Source organism: Kitasatospora sp. NPDC054939 (genome assembly GCF_053610105.1).
Genome location: NZ_JBSGXP010000015.1, coordinates 28,733 through 48,162 on the forward strand (window position 1 = coordinate 28,733; position 19,430 = coordinate 48,162).

16 protein-coding genes are annotated in these 19,430 nt (G+C 74.3%); 5 read left to right on the forward strand and 11 right to left on the reverse strand.

The features are described from left to right. Positions 1–253: 253 nt before the first annotated feature. On the forward strand, positions 254–2,842 hold the full coding sequence (locus ACWGB8_RS06770) for a helicase C-terminal domain-containing protein (RefSeq protein ID WP_452210943.1): 2,589 nt from the start codon (positions 254–256) through the stop codon (positions 2,840–2,842). A 31-nt stretch (positions 2,843–2,873) separates the two neighbouring features. On the opposite strand, the gene ACWGB8_RS06775 is transcribed toward ACWGB8_RS06770, so the two are convergent. Further along, on the reverse strand, positions 2,874–3,128 hold the full coding sequence (locus ACWGB8_RS06775; protein WP_452210945.1) for a hypothetical protein: 255 nt from the start codon (positions 3,126–3,128) through the stop codon (positions 2,874–2,876). 143 nt (positions 3,129–3,271) lie between these two features. Here ACWGB8_RS06775 and ACWGB8_RS06780 point away from each other — a divergent pair, with 143 nt between their 5' ends. Next, positions 3,272–3,676 (forward strand): hypothetical protein, encoded by a 405-nt coding sequence (locus ACWGB8_RS06780; protein WP_452210946.1) that lies wholly within the window; start codon positions 3,272–3,274, stop codon positions 3,674–3,676. A gap of 119 nt (positions 3,677–3,795) precedes the next feature. Continuing rightward, positions 3,796–5,433 carry a DNA repair helicase XPB gene (locus tag ACWGB8_RS06785; RefSeq protein ID WP_452210948.1) on the forward strand — a complete coding sequence of 546 codons (1,638 nt, stop codon included), beginning with the start codon at positions 3,796–3,798 and terminating at the stop codon, positions 5,431–5,433. Between the two features lie 93 nt (positions 5,434–5,526). On the opposite strand, the gene ACWGB8_RS06790 is transcribed toward ACWGB8_RS06785, so the two are convergent. After that, positions 5,527–5,745 (reverse strand): hypothetical protein, encoded by a 219-nt coding sequence (locus ACWGB8_RS06790; protein WP_452210950.1) that lies wholly within the window; start codon positions 5,743–5,745, stop codon positions 5,527–5,529. A gap of 309 nt (positions 5,746–6,054) precedes the next feature. On the opposite strand from ACWGB8_RS06790, the gene ACWGB8_RS06795 reads away from it, so the two are divergent. Next, on the forward strand, positions 6,055–8,124 hold the full coding sequence (locus tag ACWGB8_RS06795) for a HelD family protein (RefSeq protein WP_452210951.1): 2,070 nt from the start codon (positions 6,055–6,057) through the stop codon (positions 8,122–8,124). A 226-nt stretch (positions 8,125–8,350) separates the two neighbouring features. Here the strand turns inward: ACWGB8_RS06795 and ACWGB8_RS06800 are convergent, their stop codons facing one another. The 3 genes from ACWGB8_RS06800 to ACWGB8_RS06810 all read right to left on the reverse strand — a co-directional run bounded on the left by ACWGB8_RS06800 (position 8,351) and on the right by ACWGB8_RS06810 (position 10,650). After that, entirely contained in the window at positions 8,351–9,037 is a 687-nt protein-coding gene (locus ACWGB8_RS06800; RefSeq protein WP_452210952.1) for a copper homeostasis protein CutC, read from the reverse strand. Positions 9,038–9,169: 132 nt separating this feature from the next. Next, positions 9,170–10,300: a hypothetical protein gene (locus ACWGB8_RS06805; RefSeq protein WP_452210953.1), complete on the reverse strand. Its 1,131-nt coding sequence runs from the start codon at positions 10,298–10,300 to the stop codon at positions 9,170–9,172. After that, positions 10,297–10,650, reverse strand: a complete 354-nt coding sequence (locus ACWGB8_RS06810; RefSeq protein ID WP_452210955.1) for a PadR family transcriptional regulator — start codon at positions 10,648–10,650, stop codon at positions 10,297–10,299. Before ACWGB8_RS06810 ends, ACWGB8_RS06805 begins: the two co-directional genes overlap by 4 nt. Positions 10,651–10,740: 90 nt before the next feature. Between ACWGB8_RS06810 and ACWGB8_RS06815 the strand changes: the two genes are divergently transcribed. Then, positions 10,741–11,508 carry an HD domain-containing protein gene (locus ACWGB8_RS06815; protein ID WP_452210957.1) on the forward strand — a complete coding sequence of 256 codons (768 nt, stop codon included), beginning with the start codon at positions 10,741–10,743 and terminating at the stop codon, positions 11,506–11,508. Between the two features lie 208 nt (positions 11,509–11,716). Here ACWGB8_RS06815 and ACWGB8_RS06820 read toward each other — a convergent pair whose 3' ends face one another. The 6 genes from ACWGB8_RS06820 to ACWGB8_RS06845 all read right to left on the reverse strand — a co-directional run bounded on the left by ACWGB8_RS06820 (position 11,717) and on the right by ACWGB8_RS06845 (position 19,395). Further along, positions 11,717–14,638 (reverse strand): FtsX-like permease family protein, encoded by a 2,922-nt coding sequence (locus tag ACWGB8_RS06820; protein WP_452210959.1) that lies wholly within the window; start codon positions 14,636–14,638, stop codon positions 11,717–11,719. After that, a complete protein-coding gene (locus ACWGB8_RS06825; RefSeq protein ID WP_452210961.1) occupies positions 14,635–15,411 on the reverse strand; it encodes an ABC transporter ATP-binding protein in 777 nt (258 codons plus the stop codon). Before ACWGB8_RS06825 ends, ACWGB8_RS06820 begins: the two co-directional genes overlap by 4 nt. A 278-nt stretch (positions 15,412–15,689) precedes the next feature. After that, on the reverse strand, positions 15,690–16,094 hold the full coding sequence (locus tag ACWGB8_RS06830; RefSeq protein ID WP_452210962.1) for a hypothetical protein: 405 nt from the start codon (positions 16,092–16,094) through the stop codon (positions 15,690–15,692). Between the two features lie 217 nt (positions 16,095–16,311). Further along, on the reverse strand, positions 16,312–17,934 hold the full coding sequence (groL, locus tag ACWGB8_RS06835) for a chaperonin GroEL (RefSeq protein ID WP_452210964.1): 1,623 nt from the start codon (positions 17,932–17,934) through the stop codon (positions 16,312–16,314). A gap of 363 nt (positions 17,935–18,297) precedes the next feature. Beyond that, the gene (locus tag ACWGB8_RS06840) at positions 18,298–18,501 is read right to left on the reverse strand and encodes a cold-shock protein (RefSeq protein WP_030289665.1); all 204 of its coding nucleotides are present in this window, start codon (positions 18,499–18,501) and stop codon (positions 18,298–18,300) included. A 615-nt stretch (positions 18,502–19,116) separates the two neighbouring features. Further along, entirely contained in the window at positions 19,117–19,395 is a 279-nt protein-coding gene (locus tag ACWGB8_RS06845; RefSeq protein ID WP_452210965.1) for a MoaD/ThiS family protein, read from the reverse strand. Positions 19,396–19,430: the final 35 nt, after the last annotated feature.

Genomic DNA, 19,430 nt, shown 5'->3' on the forward strand with positions numbered 1-19,430 from the left:
CGCGTACACGCTCTCCTCGTCCCCCGCGCCCGCGCCCGACGTCTCCGGCGTACCCGCGCCCCCCGCAGCACCGCCCCCGGCTCCCGGCCGTCCGCTCCACGGGCCCCGCTTGCGCCACCACTCACCGTCCACCATGCCCGCACACCCCGCCTCGCCGTACCCGGCCCCGCTCCGCCGATCAGGACGCTACCCACCCCGACCCCGCCCACGCGACCGGTGACCACCGTCACCACCGCCGACTAACCTAGGTCGAATGACCACACAGCAGGGCCCCCGACGCACGAGCGGCGCCCGCGGCGCCGAGGGAGCGGGTGCCGCGCGCGGCTCCGGCAAGTCCGCCGCCGCCCCGCGCACCCTCGCCGAGGAGCTGCGCAGCCGCTCCGACGACGCCCTGGCCGTCCTGCTGCGGTCCCGTCCGGACCTGCTGAACCCGGTGCCGAGCGACCTCACCCAGCTCGCCGCCCGGCTCTCCTCGCGCGCCTCCGCACTGCGCGCCCTGGAGCGCCTGGACCGCTTCACCCTGCAGGTCGCCGAGGCCCTCGCCGCCGCACCGGACGGCACCTCGCCCGCCACCGTGAAGTCCCTGCTGTGCGGGCCGGCGAAGGTCAAGCCGCATCCGGGTGCGACCCCGCTCACCGCCGCCGACCGGGCCGCGGTGACCGCCGCGCTGCCGGGCGCGCTCGCCACCCTGCGCGACCGCGCCCTGCTGTGGGGGCCGGACTCCGACCTGCGCCTGGTCATCGCGGTACGGGAGGCGCTGGCCCCGACCGCGGCGAATCCGGGCCGTACCGGTCTGGGCCCGACCCTGGCCGACGCCACACTGGGCATGTCCCCGGCCCGGCTGCAGCAGTTGCTGGCCTCGGCGGGCCTGCCCGCCACCGCCGACCCGGTGACCGCCGTGTCCGCGCTCACCGCCCTGTTCACCGACCGGGTGCGCTGCGACGCCCTGCTCGCCGCGGCCCCGGAGCCGGCCCGGCGGCTGCTGGAGCGGCTGGTCTGGGGGCCGCCCACCGGCACCGTCCCGGACGCCACCCGCCCGGTCACCGCCGAGGACGCGCGGAGCCCGGTCGAGTGGCTGATCGCCCGCGGGCTGCTGCTGCCGTCCGGTCCGGGGAGCGTCGTGCTGCCCCGTGAGGTCGCACTGCACCTGCGCGGCGGCCGCACCCACCGCACGGTCGAGCCGACCGCACCCGAACCGGCGCCCGCCGGTGCGCCGCACGATCCACAGGCTGTGGACGGCGCCGCCGCCGGCCAGGCACACACCGCCGTCCGGACGGTCGAGGAACTGCTCGACCTGTGGGGCCTGCAGCCGCCGCCCACCCTGCGGGCCGGCGGCCTCGGCGTCCGCGACCTCAAGCGCGCCGCGCAGGCCCTGGAGACCACCGAGCAGCAGGCCGCGTTCTGGCTGGAACTCGCCTTCACCGCGGGTCTGCTGGCGCCGGACGGCGAGGCCGACGAACGCTGGGCCCCCACCCCCGCCTACGACACCTGGCTGCAGCGCGGCGCCGCCGAGCGCTGGGCGGTGCTGGCCGGCGCCTGGCTCGCCGCCACCCGGGTCTCCGCGCTCACCGGCACCCCGGACGGCAAGGGCAAGGCCCGGGCCGCCCTCGGCCCGGAGCTCGACCGCACGCTCGCCCCGTCGGTCCGCCGGGCCACCCTCGCGCTGCTCGCCGAACTGCCGCCCGGCACCCCGGCCGGCGCGGACGACCTGCTGCCCACCCTGCGCTGGGAGCGTCCGCTGCGCGGCGGCCCGACCGGCCCGGACGGCCGGGACCTGCGCGACGACCTGGTCGCCTGGACGCTCGCCGAGGCCGAACTACTCGGCGTCACCGGCCGCGGCGCCCTCGCCGCCCCGGCCCGCGCCCTGCTGACGGCCGAGGCCGACCCGGCCGAGGTCCTGGAGCCACTGCTGCCCCAGCCGCTGGACCACGTGATCCTGCAGCCGGACCTCACCGCGATCGCCCCCGGCCCGCTGCTCACCCCGCTCGCCCAGGCCCTCGCGCTCTGCGCCGACGTCGAGTCCAAGGGCGGCGCCACCGTCTACCGGTTCACCACCGCGTCGGTCCGCCGCGCCCTGGACGCCGGGCGCACCGCCGCGGACCTGCGGGCCTTCCTGGACCAGCACTCCCGGACGCCCGTCCCGCAGCCGCTGGCCTACCTGATCGACGACGTCGCCCGGCGCCACGGCGTGCTGCGGGTCGGCGCCGCCTCCTCGTACCTGCGCTGCGACGACCCGTCACTGCTCGCCGAGGTGCTCGCCGACCGCCGCTCGGTCGACCTGCGGCTGCGGCTGCTCGCCCCGACCGTGCTCGCCGCGCAGGCCGCACCGGACGTGCTGCTCTCCACCCTGCGCGCGATGGGGTACGCGCCGGCCGCCGAGTCCGCCGAGGGCGACGTACTGGTCACCCGGCCCGACAGCCACCGCACCCCGCCGCACAGTGCGCCGGTGCCCGTCCCGGACGGGCCGCCGGCCCCCGACGACGCCCTGCTGGGCGCCGCCGTCCGGGCCGTCCGCGCCGGGGACCGGGCGGCGACCGCCGTCCGCCGGGAGACCGTGGCCGGGCCTGCGGCGACCCCGCAGCAGAGCGGACCGGCCGGCGTCGACACCCGCCGGCTCCCGCGCACCGCGGCGGCCGACACCCTGGCCGCGCTGCAGACCGCCGTCCTGCTCGGCGAGCGGATGTGGATCGGCTACATCAACGCCGAGGGCCTGGCCTCGCAGCGCGTCGTCGACCCGGTGAAGGTCGAGGGCGGCTTCGTCACCGCCTTCGACCACCACGCGGACGAGTTGCGCACCTTCGCCCTGCACCGGATCACCGGGGTGGCGGAGGTGGAGGAGTAGGGCCGGGCCCCGCGACCGGGGGCTCCCTCGGTCAGCCGCCCTGCTTGGCCTGCTCCATCTTCTGCTTGACCGCCTGGTCGGCCAGCGTCCCGATCTCGCCCTGGCCCACCGGCATGCTGCCGCCGGTGACCACGTCGGCCAGCAGGAAGCCGGGCGCCGCGAGCGGCCCGCCGACGCCCTCGCCGATCCCGGCGATCGCGTGCGCCGAACCGGCGGAGGAGGCGGTCGCGGCGAAGGCCGTACCGGCGAGGGCGAGAGCGGTGAGGACACGCTTCGACTTGTTCATGCCGTGCTCAACGAGTCCGGCCCCTCCCGGTCACCCCTGCCGGGCCGCGCGCTGCCGCCCGACTCGCGTTCCCCGGTTTGACGTACCGGGCGCAGCGGCGTAGTCCGGACAGGGAGGGGGGTGGGACGAGCGGAGGAGTCATCATGCTCGGCGAACTCATCGGCGACCTGCAGGGACAGGAATCCGGGCGCCGCGTCATCGCCACCGGGGACGGACACCCGTTGGTGGAGGTCTCGTTCGAGGGCAGCGGCAGCGTCTACGGGACCGGGGTCAAGGAGTTCGGCACCTACGAGGCGGAACTGCGCGCCGACGGCACGCTCTACGGCGAGGGCCAGGGCGTCGACATGACCGCCGACGGCCAGACCTTGAGCTGGCACGGCACCGGTATCGGCCACTTCACCGAGGAGGGCGGCACCAGCTTCCGCGGCGCGCTGTTCTTCTCCACCGCCTCACCGCAGTTCGAGAAGCTCAACGGCATCGTCGGCCTGTTCGAGTTCGAGACGGACGCCGACGGCAAGTCCACCGGGAAGGTGTGGGAGTGGACGTAGCCGCCCCCCGGCCATGCCCCCGGCGGTGACCGCCGCCCCCGTCCGGCGGAGAATGCGCGACACTGGAGGGTCTGCGTCCAACCGATGCGACCAGCCGAGCCAGTGGAGGGCATCCCCGCGTGAACGACGGACCGCTCATCGTCCAGAGCGACAAAACGCTTCTCCTGGAGATCGACCACCCCCGGGCCGCCGAGTGCCGGCGCGCCATCGCCCCGTTCGCCGAACTGGAGCGCGCACCCGAGCACGTCCACACCTACCGGGTCACCCCGCTCGGCCTGTGGAACGCCCGCGCCGCCGGGCACGACGCCGAGCAGGTGGTCGACGCCCTGGTGACGTTCTCGCGCTACCCCGTGCCGCACGCCCTGCTCGTGGACGTCGCCGACACCATGGCCCGCTACGGCCGGCTCAAGCTCAGCAAGCACCCCACCCACGGCCTGGTGCTCACCACCACCGACCGCCCGGTGCTGGAGGAGGTGCTGCGCTCCAAGAAGATCGTCCCGCTGGTCGGTGCCCGGGTCGACCCCGACACCGTGGTCGTCCACCCGTCCGAGCGCGGCCAGATCAAGCAGGTCCTGCTCAAACTCGGCTGGCCCGCCGAGGACTTCGCCGGGTACGTCGACGGCGAGGCGCACCCCATCCACCTGGAGCAGGACGGCTGGCAGCTGCGCCCGTACCAGGCCCAGGCCGTCGAGGGCTTCTGGCACGGCGGCTCGGGCGTCGTCGTGCTGCCGTGCGGCGCCGGCAAGACCCTGGTCGGGGCCGCCGCGATGGCCGAGGCCAAGTCGACCACGCTCATCCTGGTCACCAACACCGTCTCCGCGCGCCAGTGGAAGCACGAACTGGTCAAGCGCACCTCGCTCACCGAGGACGAGATCGGCGAGTACAGCGGCACCAGGAAGGAGATCCGCCCGGTCACCATCGCCACGTACCAGGTGATGACCACCCGGCGGAAGGGCGTCTACCCGCACCTGGAGCTGTTCGACGCCCGCAACTGGGGCCTGGTCGTGTACGACGAGGTGCACCTGCTGCCGGCGCCGGTCTTCAAGTTCACCGCGGACCTCCAGGCCCGCCGCCGGCTCGGGCTGACCGCCACCCTGGTCCGCGAGGACGGCCGCGAGGGCGACGTGTTCTCCCTCATCGGCCCCAAGCGCTTCGACGCCCCGTGGAAGGAGATCGAGGCCCAGGGGTACATCGCCCCCGCCGACTGCTGCGAGGTCCGGGTCACCCTCACCGACTCCGAGCGCCTCGCGTACGCCACCGCCGAGCCCGAGGAGCGCTACCGCTTCTGCGCCACCACCGCCACCAAGCGGCGGGTCGTCGAGGCCCTGGTCAAGAAGCACGAGAACGACCAGACCCTGATCATCGGCCAGTACATCGACCAGCTCGACGAACTCGGCGAGGTGCTCGACGCGCCCGTGATCAAGGGCGAGACCAGCAACGCCCAGCGGGAGAAGCTGTTCGAGGCGTTCCGGTCCAAGGAGATCGGCGTGCTGGTGGTGTCCAAGGTCGCCAACTTCTCCATCGACCTGCCCGAGGCGACCGTCGCCATCCAGGTCTCCGGCACCTTCGGCTCCCGCCAGGAGGAGGCCCAGCGCCTCGGCCGGGTCCTGCGGCCCAAGGCCGACGGGCACGCGGCCCACTTCTACTCGGTGGTGGCCCGCGACACCGTCGACCAGGACTTCGCCGCCCACCGGCAGCGCTTCCTCGCCGAGCAGGGCTACGCCTACCGCATCATCGACGCGGACGACGTGCTGTAGGCGTCCTGCGGACCGGCCGGCGGGTGCGTACCCGTCGGTCGGCGCCCGCCGGCAGGTCCGGTGGGCGCTGGTGGGTGCCGGTGGGTGACGCCGTCAGTACCTGACGCCGTCGCGCCCGAGGAAGACCACGCGCGCGGCGGTGTCGAGGGCGATCCCGAGGTTGCGGACGGCCGTCGTCAGGGGGTTGTGGCGACGCCGACCCGGCCCGGTGGCGGCCGTCGCACCGGCGGGTCGGTCGGGGATGGACTCACGGTTCGGCACCCGGGGGGCCTCGGCCGCTGCCCGGGGCGCCGTCATCGGTACGGTGCTCATGTCTTCAACGGTAGGTTCCCGGCGCGCCGAGCACATCACCCCAAAGGCCGTGTCCGACAGGACGCAGGTCGTCCTCCAGGTGTACGGAGGACCCCGAGGCCCCGGGACCCCGGACCCGGGACCGGGCTGGAACCCGCGGCCCGGTGGCATTAGGATCTTCCGTCTGCCCCCTCCCGCACCGTGGTACCTGCTGAGATCCGCGCAGGCAGCCGGGGGAGGCGCCGACCGCACGGCAACCGGTCGGCCGATTCCACCGTGAGCTCCTACGATCCGCCGCGCCCGTCCAGTGGCCGGCCGGGAAGGTTCGCTGTGCCCGCCACCTCCACCACCGACCCCCTCCAGCGCGAACGCGACCACCTGGCCGCCTCCCGGAACGCGCTGAGAGCGATGCGCGAGGACGTCCAGTCGCTGGACATCCGCAACGTGACCGGCAGCTGGGTCACCGCCCTCGTCCTCCGGAACCAGATCGAGGCCCGGATCGCCGCCCTCGCCGACCTCTCGCACACCCCGCTGTTCTTCGGCCGGCTCGACTACCTGCACGCGATCAGCGAGGAACTGTCGGAGGGCAGCGGCGGGGAGAGCTTCTACATCGGGCGCCGGCACGTCCACGACGGCGACGGCGACCCCATGGTGATCGACTGGCGCGCGCCCGTCGCCCAGCCCTTCTACCGGGCCTCCCGCACCGAGCCGATGGACGTCGAACGCCGCCGCCGCTTCGGCTACACCGGCGGCGAACTGACCGCCTACGAGGACGAGCACCTCACCGACCCCGCCGAGGCGGAGACCGGCTCCGCCCTGCTCGCCGCCGAGATCGAGAAGCCCCGCGTCGGCCCGATGCGCGACATCGTCGCCACCATCCAGCCCGAACAGGACGAGATCGTCCGCGCCGACATCACGGGCACCATCTGCGTCCAGGGCGCCCCCGGCACCGGGAAGACCGCCGTCGGACTCCACCGCGTCGCGTACCTGCTCTACGCGCACCGCGAGCGCCTGGCCCGCACCGGCACCCTGGTCATCGGCCCCAACAACGCCTTCCTCTCGTACATCGAGCAGGTGCTGCCCGCACTCGGCGAGCTCGACGTCGCCCAGGCGACCGTCCAGCAGCTCGTCGCACACGTCGAGGTCCGCGGCGAGGACACCCCCGAAGCCGCACGGCTCAAGGGCGACCCGCGGATGGCCGAGGTGCTCCGCCGCGCCGTCCGCTCCGGCATCACCCTGCCGACCGAACCCTGCGTGGTCGTCCGCGGCTCCCGCCGCTGGCGCGTCCCGGTGTACGAACTCGTCGAGATCATCGAGGAGCTGAAGGGCCGTGACATCCGCTACGGCGCCGCCCGGGAGGCCCTGCCGCAGCGGATCGCGCACGCCGTCCTGCTGAAGATGGAGCAGGGCGGCGAGGCCCCCGACGACCGGGTGCAGGACGCCGTCGCCCGCAACACCGCGGTCAAGGCCGTGGTCAAGGAGTGCTGGCCGCAGGTCGACCCCGCCAAGCTGGTCCTGCGCCTGCTCTCCGAACCCGCCTTCCTCGCCGAGTGCGCCGACGGCGTCCTGACCGAGGACGAGCAGCACGCCGTGCTCTGGCCCAAGCCCGGCCGCTCGGTGAAGACCGCCCGCTGGACGCCCGCCGACGCCGTCCTGGTCGACGAGGCCACCGACCTCGTACAGCGCACCGCCTCGCTCGGCCACGTCGTGCTCGACGAGGCCCAGGACCTCTCGCCCATGCAGTACCGCGCGGTCGGCCGCCGCTGCACCACCGGCTCCGCCACCGTCCTCGGCGACCTCGCCCAGGGCACCACGCCGTGGGCCACCGCCAGCTGGCCCGAGGCCCTGCACCACCTCGGCAAGCCGGCCGCCCACATCGAGGAGCTCACCAAGGGCTTCCGGGTGCCCGAGGAGGTCATCTCGTACGCCTCGCGGCTGCTGCCGTCCATCGCCCCGGGGCTCGCCCCGGCCGGTTCCGTCCGCGAGGCGCCCGGCTCGCTGAGCGTTACCCGTGTCGAGGAGACGGACGAACTGGTGGCGGCCGTGGTCGACGCCTGCCGGCGGGCCCTGGAACGCGAGGGCTCGACCGGCCTGATCGCCGCCGACGACCGCATCCCGCTGCTCGCCGAGGCGCTCGGCGCAGCCGGGCTCCCACACCTCTCACCGGGGACGGAGACCAGCGCCGAGGCCCGGCTGACCCTGGTGCCGGCCTCGCTGGCCAAGGGTCTGGAGTACGACTACGTGGTGCTGGACGAGCCCGCCGCCGTGGTGGCCGGCGAGCCCGACGAGCGGACCGGCCTGCGACGGCTGTACGTGGCGCTCACCCGTGCGGTCTCGGGGCTGGCGGTGCTGCACTCGGCACCGCTGCCGGAGGAGCTTGGGGTGACGGCAGCGGGTTGACGGAGGACGGAGGACGGAGGGCGGACGGCGGCTGACCGATGGCCGACGCCGGACGACCGATGACCGATGACGGACGGCGGATGACGGCCGACGAACAACGGATGGCGGATGACAGATTTCATCATCTGTCATCCGCCATCCGTCGACCGTTATATGTTGAACGTCAGCCGCCAACCGCTATCCGTCAGCCGTCAGCCGTCACCGGCCAACCGTCGTCCGCCGCCTGTCAGCCGTCGATCAACGACCGCCAGTGCGCGACCTTCGACGCGTCCACCGGTGACGTCCACCCGTCGACGCGCACCGCGCCGCCGACGTGGAACGCGTCGAACCCGGCGGCCCGCAGGCTCGGCAGGTGCTCGGCACGCAGGCCGCCGCCGATCAGGATCTGCTGGCCGTAGCCGGGCTCGCCGGCCCGGGCGAGTTCGGCGACCAGGGTGTCCCGGCCCGCATCCACGCCACCGGCCGCCCCGGAGGTCAGGAAGGTGTCCAGGCCGGGAAGGGCTCCGACGGCGGCCCGGACCGCGGCGCGGTCGGCGCTGTGGTCGATCGCCCGGTGGAAGGTCCAGCGGCAACCGGCCACGGCCTCCGCCACCGCCTCGGTCGCGGCCAGGTCGACCAGGCCGTCGCCGCCGAGGAAGCCGAGGACGAACTCGTCCGCCCCCTCGGCGCGCAGTGCGGTGGCACGGGCGCGCAGGTCGTCCAGGTCGCCGGGCGCGAAGCCGTCCCGGATGCGCAGCATGACGCGCAGCGGGAGGTCCACGGCGGCGCGGATCTTGGCGAAGTCCTCGACGGACGGGGTGAGTCCGTCGGCGGCCATGTCCGTGACCAGTTCGAGGCGGTCGGCGCCGCCCGACTCGGCGGCCTGGGCGTCCTGGGCGGTCAGCGCGATGACTTCGAAGATTGGTCTAGACATGTAGACCAATTTGCCATACGGACCCACCTCCCGGCGACCCCCCTGCATGCGATCGGGCCGACCACCTGACCGCCTGACCACCGGCCCGACCGCCCGGCCGCCCGGTCACCCAGCAGCCCGGCCGCCGCACCGTCACCGGAGCGCGCCGCCCCCGGTCAGCTCGGGCGGCAGCTTGCCGCCGATCCGGCCGGTCACCGTCAGCAGCAGGACGAGGCACGCAGCCAACGTCAGCGTCGTGAGCGTCTCCCCGGAGAGCCGCCCGCCCCAGAACCCCAGCACGGCGTAGGGCGCGGTGAGCGGCAGGACCGCCAGCGCGACCGCGGCCGGCCTGGACCATCCCGGGGTCGCGGCGAGCAGGACGAACAGCGGCAGGAGCAGCATCCCCGCGGCCGGCCGGACGTCCGACGGCACGCTGCCGTAGCCGCCCTGAATCGCGGCGAGCAGGACGCCGCCCACACCCGCCGCGAGCACGGCACTCCGCATCCGCCAGCTCGGCTCGGCGAGCATCTCGCGGGGCGCCGCCAGCACGAGCAGGCCCGACAGGAGGAACGGCAGGCCGTCGACGGCGGCCACACACACGTTGAAGGTGCCGAGGTCGCGCCACAGGGCCTGGGCGGCGGGGAGGATCCCACCGAACGCGATCAGTGCGGCGATCGGCCGGGCCACCACCCAGCGCCCGAGCATGACGGACGCGGCCAGCAGCAGGGGCAGCACGATCTGGCAGAAGACGATCACGTAGAAGAGCACGCCGATGTACGCGGCCGGGGCCTCGGCGAACATCTTGAGGTTGCTCCGGGGTTCGGAGAGCCAGGGGTAGGCCGCGAGTCCGGCCACGCCGCCGGCCGCCAGCGGGGCGGACCGGGCGAGCAGTCGGCCGACGGGCGAGCGCGAGATCAGGCCGAACCGCACGCGCAGGCCGTAACGCACGGTGTCGATCACCTCGGCCGCCAGGTCCCGCCTGCTCGCACCGGCGGTGGCGTCCATCAGCACGGCCGCGAGCTCGTCGCCGCGCTCGCGCCGGTAGTCGGCGGGGAACGCCCAGAGCACGGTCCGCAGCAGCGGGCTCAGCCCTCCGTCCGGCCCTTCGCCACCCGCCCCGGCCCCGAATCCGGCGCCGCCGACACCGGCAACCCCGGCCCCGACACCACCGATACCGACGCCCCCGCCCCCAACCCCGAAGCCGACGCCGACACCGACGCCGACCTCGACACCGGAGGCCGGGTCGCCCTTCCCGAGGGGGACGGCTTCGGTACGACCGGTCATGCGAGACCCCCTGTGGCCTTCAGTCGGACGGTGGGCAGTGCGAGCCGCCGCTCGGCCTCGCCGACGACGGCGCGCAGGCGCTGCGTCTCCCCGGCGAGGGCGTCCCGCCCGGTGTCGGTGAGCGCGTAGGTGCGGCGGGCACGGCCGTCGACGACCTCCTCGCTGTCGACCCGGATCAGCTCCTGCTGGAGCAGCCGGTCGAGGGCGCCGTAGAGGGTGCCGGTGCGCATCTTCACGCGACCGCCGGAGATGACGGAGATTTCCTGGATGAGCGCGTAGCCGTGTCTGGGGGCATCGGCGAGCGCAGTGAGCAGAAGCAGCGTCGGCTCCTGCATGGAGCGTTCTGTCATACGAGCAATATATCGCCGACCGGCATATGACGTCCACAGGAACCACCGACCGGCACCCGCCCCCACCCGACCGCTCGCCAGAATGTGCCCATGCCCACCACCGAACGCCCCACCCCGCAACCGCCCGCGGAAGACCCCGAAGACCCCACCGACCTCACCGCGACCACCGAGGCCACCGACCCCACCGAGGCCACCAACACCGCCGCGATCCCCGCCGACCTCCTCGACGCCTGGAGCGCCCTGCTCCGCCGCTGCGGTGCGAGCGCCGACCCCGAGCCGTCCGGCCGCGAGCTGCTGCGCCGTTGGGCCGAACCGCAGCGCCGCTACCACACCACCGACCACCTGCGGGCGGTGCTCGCCCACGTGGACGCCCTCGCCGCGCACGCGGCCGACCCGGACGCCGTCCGCCTCGCCGCCTGGTTCCACGACGCCGTCTACCGGCCGGACCGCTCGGAGAACGAGGAGCGCAGCGCCGCCCTCGCCGTCCTGGCGCTCACCGAGGCCGGGCTCACCGCGGAGCGGGTCGCCGAGGTCGCCCGGCTGGTCCGGCTCACCGTCACCCACCACCCCGAGCCCGGCGACCGCGACGCCGAGGTGCTGTGCGACGCGGACCTCGCCGTGCTCGGCGGTACCCCGGAGCAGTACGCGGACTACGCGGCGGCGGTCCGCGCGGAGTACGCCTTCGTCCCCGAGCCGGACTTCCGGGCCGGACGGGCGGCGGTCCTGCGGCAACTGCTGGCGCTGCCCGCGCTGTACCGCACCCCGGCCGCCCGCGACCGCTTCGACGGCCCCGCCCGTGCCAACCTGGCCGCCGAACTCGACCGCCTGGAGGCCCCCGGCACCCCGGACACCCCCTGACCGCACAGCCCGCCCCCGCCCGCCGACCCGCCGACCGACACACCCGAGCCGACACACGGCAGAACCTCCCGCCGCCCGCCCCGGCCGCATTCCGGGAACGAGCGACGGGAGGAGTTCACTCACCCCGTACGGAACACCTGCCGTGACACCCGCAGCGACACCGCAGCGGCACCGAGCCGCGCCGAGCCGCGCCGGACCACGCCGCCCGCTACGCCGCCCCCCGCCGCGCGGGACGCCCGCCGCTCCGGGTGAACAGCGCCGCCCCCAGCCCGGCGACCACCGGCAGCACCACGGTGATCAGCACGATCAGCGTCCACGGCGCCGCGAACGGAGCCTCCGCGCCCGGCTGCCCGGAGGCCCGCGACCGCAGCAGGGCCAACGCGGGCACGAACCCGCTGACCGTGCCGAGCACCGCACCGATGGACGCGATCAGCGTGCACTGCAGGCCGGCCTGGAGGCGCCGGGTCCACGGTGCGGCGCCGATGGCGGCCAGGGTGGTCCGGTCGTTGCGGGAGTCGGCGGCGGCCAGACCGGTGGCGACGGCCGCGGCCCCGAGCACGACGACGGCGGCGAACCCGCTGAGCGAGAGGCTCGCGACGTCGCTCTTCGGCCGGTACCCGCGCTCCACCTCCAGCGAGGCGCTCGGGACGATCCGCACGGCGGTCGCCTCGGCGCGCTGCTGCTCCTTGGAGCTCGGCGCGGTGTCGGGCAGCCAGACCGAGCCCACCGGGTCGGGCACGAGGCCCGCCTTCCGCACCGCGTCGGTGCTCATCAGCGCGGCGCCGAAGCGGGCGGCCGCGGGGTCGTCGACGAGCACGGCGTCGACGCCGATCTCCCGCGTCCCGGCCTGCGGCACCTCACCGGGCCGGACGGGCGCGCCCGCTCCGCCCTGCATGGTGAGGACGGCCTTGCCGTCGTGGAGGTAGGAGGGGTCGAAGACCACGACCCGGCCCTCGGCGAGGGCGCTCTCGGCGCGGGCGGTCGCGGCGCTCCGCCCGCGCAGGCCGAACAGGTTGTGCAGCACCGCCGCGTCGCCGGCCACCACCCGGTCCCCGTGCTGCCCGAGCCCACCGGAGCCGACCCGCCGCAGCCCGTCGTCCCGGCCACCGCCGCCGCCGGGCCCCTGCGGACCACCCTCCGAGGGACCGGACGGCGCCCCGCCCTTGACCCGCACGGTGCTCGAACAGTTGTCACAGAAGACGTACTTGGCCTCATACAGGTCGGCGCGCTCGCCGAGGCCGGGCAGGTCCTGCTCGACCGCGCCGCGCAGCTGCGGGAGCAGCTTGCTGTCCCGGTCGACGTACGCGTTGACCACGACCGCGTTGACCGGGGCGAGCGGCCGGTAGGAGGCGCGGGCCTGGGCGTCGCTGCCGGTGGTGTACACCCCGACGGCGACGGCTCCCGCGACGGCGGCGAGCACGGCGGCGACGGCCGGCGCGGTACGGGCCCGGTGGCGGGCGGCGTCGCGCAGGGCGAGCCGCGGCGCGAGCGGGAGCCGGCGGGCGAGCCGTCCGCAGAGCACGAGCAGCAGCGGGGTGAGGAGCAGCAGGCCGAGTTCGGCGGTGACCGCCCCGGCCAGCACCGAGAGCGTACGGATGCTGAACCCTCCGGCGACGGGCATGCCGCCGCCTTCCTGGGTGGTCGCGCCGAACAGCGCCCCGGCGGCACCGGCGCCCACCATCAGCAGGCCCAGAACGGGCACCCAGCGGCTCGGCGTGCCCACGGTGTCGCGTCCGCTGAGCCCGGCGACCACGTCGCGCCTGCCGGCCTGGACGGCGGGCAGCACCGCCGCGAGCAGCGCGGTGGCGATCCCGACGCCGGCGATGGCGAGCAGGTCGAGCGGCACGATCGCGAAGTGGCCGAAGCGGCTGCCGCCGGCCTCCTCGATCCAGGGCCGGAGCAGGGCGACGAGCCCGGTGCCGAGCAGGATGCCGACGGCCGCTCCGGTGGTCCCGAGGACCAGCCCGGAGCCGAGGACGACGGCGCGCACGTGGCCGCGGTGCCCGCCGGCGGCGGCGAGCAGGGCGAGTTGGCGCCGCGAGCGCTGGGCACCGACCGCGAAGGCGGGGCCGGCCAGCAGCGCGACCTCCAGCAGCGCCATGCCGATGACGGTGGCCAGCACGACGGTCGTGGTGGTGGCGCTGTCGGGCCCGTCGTACCGGTGGGCGTTGCGGTGGTACGGGACGTCCGCGCGGGCGGGCGGGTCGAGGGCGACGTTGCGCGAGGTGACGGTGTAGCCGTACCGGTTGAACTCCTGGACCTTGGCCCAGTCGAGCGCGGCCCCGGCGGGCAGCCGCACCAGCCAGGCGTCCTTGGGCGGACCCTGGTCGCCCGCCGCGGCACCGGCCGCCGCGCCCGGCCGGCCCGCGTCGGGTGCGGGTGCGGGTGCGAGTGCGGCGGCCAGCGGGGCGAGGAGTTCGCCGGGCCGGCCGACCAGCTGGACCTTGCGCAGGTCCCCGGGGTACTCCACGGCGCCGGTCAGCGTGAACGGCGTCGCCTCCAGCCCCTTGAGGGCGGTGGTGTCGCCGAGGCGCAGTCCGGACTCCTCCAGGAACGCCCGGGTGGCCGCGATCTCGCGGGGCGCGGCGGGGGCGCGGCCGCCGACCAGGACGATCCGGCCGGACCAGAGCGGCCCGGTGAGGTCGGCCTCGGTCGTCCCGGTCCGCAGCAGCCCCGCGCGGGATCCGGCGCTGACGTCGGGACCGGGCCGGGCGGCGGTGAGGACGGTGCCGGGCGGCAGCAGCCCGGCGACCAGGGCGGCCGGTTCGGTGTCGGCGGCCCGGCGCTGTTCGGGGGTGGCCGCTCCCCCGGCCTGCGGGAGCACCACGGCGCCGTCGTCGGCGAAGGGCGCCTGCTCGACGGCCCGGCCGGGCAGGTGGGCGCTGATCAGCGCGTCCGCGCCGCCCATCAGCCGCTCCACCCGTTCGGCGGGGGCGGGCCGGCTGCTGCGGTGCACCACGTCGGCCCCGGCGACGCCGAGGACGGGGAGCGCGACCATGGCGATGATCAGGGCGCTGCGGCCCTTCGCGCGCAGGGCGTCCCGACGGGCGATCCGCAGCGGGACCCTCCCGAGGAGGCCGAGGCCCCGCCGCCCCCGCGCCCGGTCGTCCTGCATCCCGGAGCGCCTCATCGGACCGCCTCCGTCCGGCCGTGCCGGGCCGCGATCCGCAGCAGGGTGTCCTCGCGCTGGCCGGCGGCCTCGTCGACCATCCGGCCGTCGCGCAGGAACACCACCCGGTCGGCCCAGACGGCGTGCCGGGCCTCGTGGGTGACCATCATGGCGGCCGCACCGGCGTCGCAGCGGGCCCGCAGCACCCCGAGGACGGCCTCGCCGGCCGCCGAGTCCAGGGCGCCGGTCGGCTCGTCGGCGAGGACGAGCCGCCGCTCGCCGATCAGGGCGCGGGCGATGGCGACCCGCTGCTGCTGGCCACCGGACATCTCGTCGGGGAAGCGGTCGGCGAGGTCGAGGATGCCGAGCTCCTCCAGGGCGGCGAGGGCCTCCCGGCGGGCGACCCGGCCGGAGACGCCGTCCAGTTCGCGCGGCAGGGCGGTGTTCTCGGCTGCGGTGAGCGCCGGGATCAGGTTGTAGTCCTGGAAGACGTAGCCGACGGCGCGCCGGCGGACCGCGGCCAGCCGCCCGCGGCTCAGACCGCCGAGCGGGGTGCCCTCGACCAGGACCCGGCCCCCGCTCGGGGTGTCCAGGCCGCCGGCGAGCGCGAGCAGGGTGGACTTGCCGGAGCCGGAGGGCCCCATCACGGCGACGAACTCCCCCGGTCGCACCGCCAGTTCGACCCCGCTCAGCGCGTGCACCTCGGACGCGCCCTGCCCGTGCACCCGGGAGACGTCCTCCAGGTGCAGGGCGGGCTCGGCGCCGCTCCCGGCGGCCGGTTGTGACTGGGACATGGCTCTCCCCCTCGATCGCGGTGCACGTCGTGCGCATCGCATTGCATACCGAGTATGTATACCGAGGCACGGGGCGAGACTCAAGTGGACGACATAAGTCGCTCGACTACATATACTGGAAAACGACAGCCTCCGCACCTGCCCGCACACCCGCAGAAGACCCCCGCCCGACCCTGGCCCCAGACCAGCCCGCACACCGCGCAGAGGCAGCAGAAAGCCGCCGCACCCCGAGGGGTACGGCGGCTGCGAGGACTGCGCGAACGCAGGGAGAAGCGGGGTTACGCCAGCCCGCCGACGGGGGCGACGACCCGCCCCTCCTTGCCGCACACCCAGTGCGGATCCGGCCCGAGTTCGGGCTCCACGCCCAGCGCGTGCGGGTCGCCGTCGGCCGCACAGTCGGTGCACAGCGGCCAGCGGCCGTACCCCTCCAGCAGCGCGTCCTGGACGTCCTGGGCGACCAGCCCGAGCACGTACTCGGTGCCGTCCGGCCACTGCTCCAGCCACCAGCGGCGGTGCGTCACGGCCTGCTCCACGAGGGACACCACGGCGGCGTCCGCCACGTCCCGGGCGGTCAGGTCGGCCAGGATCAGCGCCCGCGCGTGGTGCAGCGCGGCCTCGATGCCGTCGGCGGGGGTGTCTCCGGACGGCGTGCCGCCGCCGGGGGTGTCGTCAGGGGAAGCCATCCGCCCATTGTCCCAAACCCCGCCGCCGCACCCGGCCGCCCCGCGCACCCACCGGCGAGCCCCTGAGCCCCTGAGCCCGTGAGCCCCGCGCACCCGCGCACCCACCCGCCTGTGACCCCCGAACCCGCCCGTTACGCCGCACCCGGAAACGCCGCACGGGCGGCTCCCCGAAGGGAACCGCCCGTGCGAGCGAAAGACTGCCCGATCCGGCGAGGGATCAGAAGTCCATGTCACCGCCCGGCATGCCGCCGCCGGCGGCCGCAGCGGCCTTCTCCGGCTTGTCGGCGATGACGGCCTCGGTGGTGAGGAACAGCGCCGCGATGGAGGCGGCGTTCTGCAGCGCGGAGCGGGTGACCTTGGCCGGGTCGATGATGCCCTCGGCGACCAGGTCGACGTACTCGTTGGTGGCGGCGTTCAGGCCGTGACCGGCGGGGAGGTTGCGCACCTTCTCCACCACGACGCCACCCTCCAGGCCGGCGTTGGTCGCGATCTGCTTGATCGGGGCCTCCAGCGCGACCTTGACGATGTTGGCACCGGTGGCCTCGTCGCCCTCCAGCTCCAGCTTGTCGAAGGCGACAGCGGCCTGCAGCAGCGCGACGCCACCACCGGCGACGATGCCCTCCTCGACGGCGGCCTTGGCGTTGCGGACGGCGTCCTCGATGCGGTGCTTGCGCTCCTTGAGCTCCACCTCGGTGGCCGCGCCGGCCTTGATGACGGCCACGCCGCCGGCCAGCTTGGCGAGGCGCTCCTGGAGCTTCTCGCGGTCGTAGTCCGAGTCGCTGTTCTCGATCTCGGCACGGATCTGGTTCACGCGGCCGGCGACCTGCTCGCTGTCACCGCCACCGTCGACGATGGTGGTCTCGTCCTTGGTGATGACCACCTTGCGGGCGGTGCCCAGCAGGTCGATGCCGGCGTTCTCCAGCTTGAGGCCGACCTCCTCGGAGATCACGGTGCCACCGGTGAGGATGGCGATGTCGCCGAGCATGGCCTTGCGGCGGTCGCCGAAGCCCGGGGCCTTGACGGCGACGGACTTGAAGGTGCCGCGGATCTTGTTCACGACCAGGGTCGACAGGGCCTCGCCCTCGACGTCCTCGGCGATGATGACGAGCGGCTTGCCGCTCTGCATGACCTTCTCCAGCAGCGGGAGCAGGTCCTTGACCGAGCCGATCTTGGAGTTGGCGATGAGGATGTACGGGTCCTCGAAGGTCGCCTCCATGCGCTCCAGGTCGGTCGCGAAGTAGGCGGAGATGTAGCCCTTGTCGAAGCGCATGCCCTCGGTGAGCTCAAGCTCCAGACCGAAGGTGTTGCTCTCCTCGACGGTGATGACGCCTTCCTTGCCGACCTTGTCCATGGCCTCGGCGATGAGCTCGCCGATCTGGGTGTCGGCGGCCGAGATGGAGGCGGTGGAGGCGATCTGCTCCTTGGTCTCCACGTCCTTGGCCTGGGCCAGCAGCTGGTCGGAGACCGCGGAGACGGCCTTCTCGATGCCGCGCTTCAGGGCCATCGGGTTGGCGCCGGCGGCGACGTTGCGCAGACCCTCGCGGACGAGCGCCTGGGCGAGCACGGTGGCGGTGGTGGTGCCGTCACCCGCGACGTCGTCCGTCTTCTTGGCGACCTCCTTGACGAGCTCCGCACCGATCTTCTCGTACGGGTCCTCCAGCTCGATCTCCTTGGCGATGGAGACACCGTCGTTGGTGATCGTGGGGGCGCCCCACTTCTTCTCCAGAACGACGTTGCGACCCTTGGGGCCGAGCGTGACCTTCACTGCGTCGGCGAGCTGGTTCATGCCACGCTCAAGGCCGCGGCGAGCTTCCTCATCAAAGGCGATGATCTTGGCCATCTGAAGTGGTCCTCCGGGACACGGTCGACTGCTCGGACCAAGGGGTGCCCGCGACGGACGGCCCTGGTGTGCGGGGGTCCCTTCCCCTACCGCTCCCGGGGGCCTCACCGACCCGGTCCGCTGTCACTCTCACGCTGTGAGTGCTAACGCCAATGATTAGCACTCTGGGTGGGTGAGTGCAAGCCCAACCGGGCATCCCGCGAGCCGCGCCGGGCACCGACGGCACCGGCCGCGCCTGCGGGGCGGAACGCACCCGCCGGCCCCGGACACGCCGACGGGCCCGCACGCCGATGCGTGCGGGCCCGTTGCAAGCGAGAGGTCCACCAGCCGAAGGCCGAGCCGGACTCCCGGGAGCCGGAAGGGTCAGACCGCCGCGCGGACCATGTCCGCCTGCGGGCCCTTCTGTCCCTGGGAGATCTCGAACTCGACCCGCTGGCCCTCCTCAAGGGTGCGGTAGCCATCCATCTGGATCGCGCTGTAGTGGACGAAGACGTCCGCACCACCGTCGACCGCGATGAAGCCGTAGCCCTTCTCCGCGTTGAACCACTTGACGGTGCCCTGAGCCATTCCGAACTCCCCTAGTGCTGTGCTGGCCCTTCACGCGCCCGCAGGTCTGCGGGCCCGGGTCTGGTTGCGGCCTGCCCGGGGACCCCCCCTGGGCGCAGCCGTGCGCGCCGCAATCCCCCAACCGGACCCCCGGACGGACTCCGATGAACGGGCGATTGCGTCGACCGCGGCTGAATGTATCCGGATAGACGCCCTCTGCAACAGGGCCAACGGACGGGAATTCCCTCGCCCCCGCAAGGGACAGGTCGGACCAAAAGGGAAGGAAGTCGGCATTCCACGCCGGACATGGCGGACGAATTACCCAAAATCTCCTCGGGAATTCTGACATCCGCCTGACATGTTTCACCGCCCGCGAGGACTGCGGTCTCAGTCGCCGGACGGCGGCGGGCGCACCCCGTTCCCCGTTGAGCGAAACTCTACTCCGACTCGGGCGACAAATATTCCCGCCGCAATACGGCGGCGAGCCGCCTCCCCCGCACAGAACCGAATTCCGAACGGGTGAGGCGGCTCGCCGCCGAAGTGGCCTTCCGCGCCGCGGCACGGAAGCCGGTGCGCATGCAAGGGCCGGTGCGCATACAAGGGCCGGCGCGCGGAAGCGCGCGGGCGCGCCGGGGCTCAGCAGCCGCCGGCCACCGCCGGGATGATCGACACGTTCGCGCCGTCCTTGATCTCCGTGGCCAGGCCCTCGGCGAAGCGCACGTCGTCGTCGTTGACGTACACGTTCACGAAGCGGCGCAGCTTGCCGGTGTCGTCCAGGAGGCGGGCGGCGATGCCCGCGTGGTTCTTCTCCAGGTCGGCGACGACCTCGGCGAGGGTGGCGCCCTCGGCGGTGACCTCGGCGGCACCGCCGGTGTAGGTGCGCAGGATGGTGGGGATGCGGACGTTGGCGCTCATGACGTGGCTCTCCTAGCGGGGCTGAGCGGCGGGTG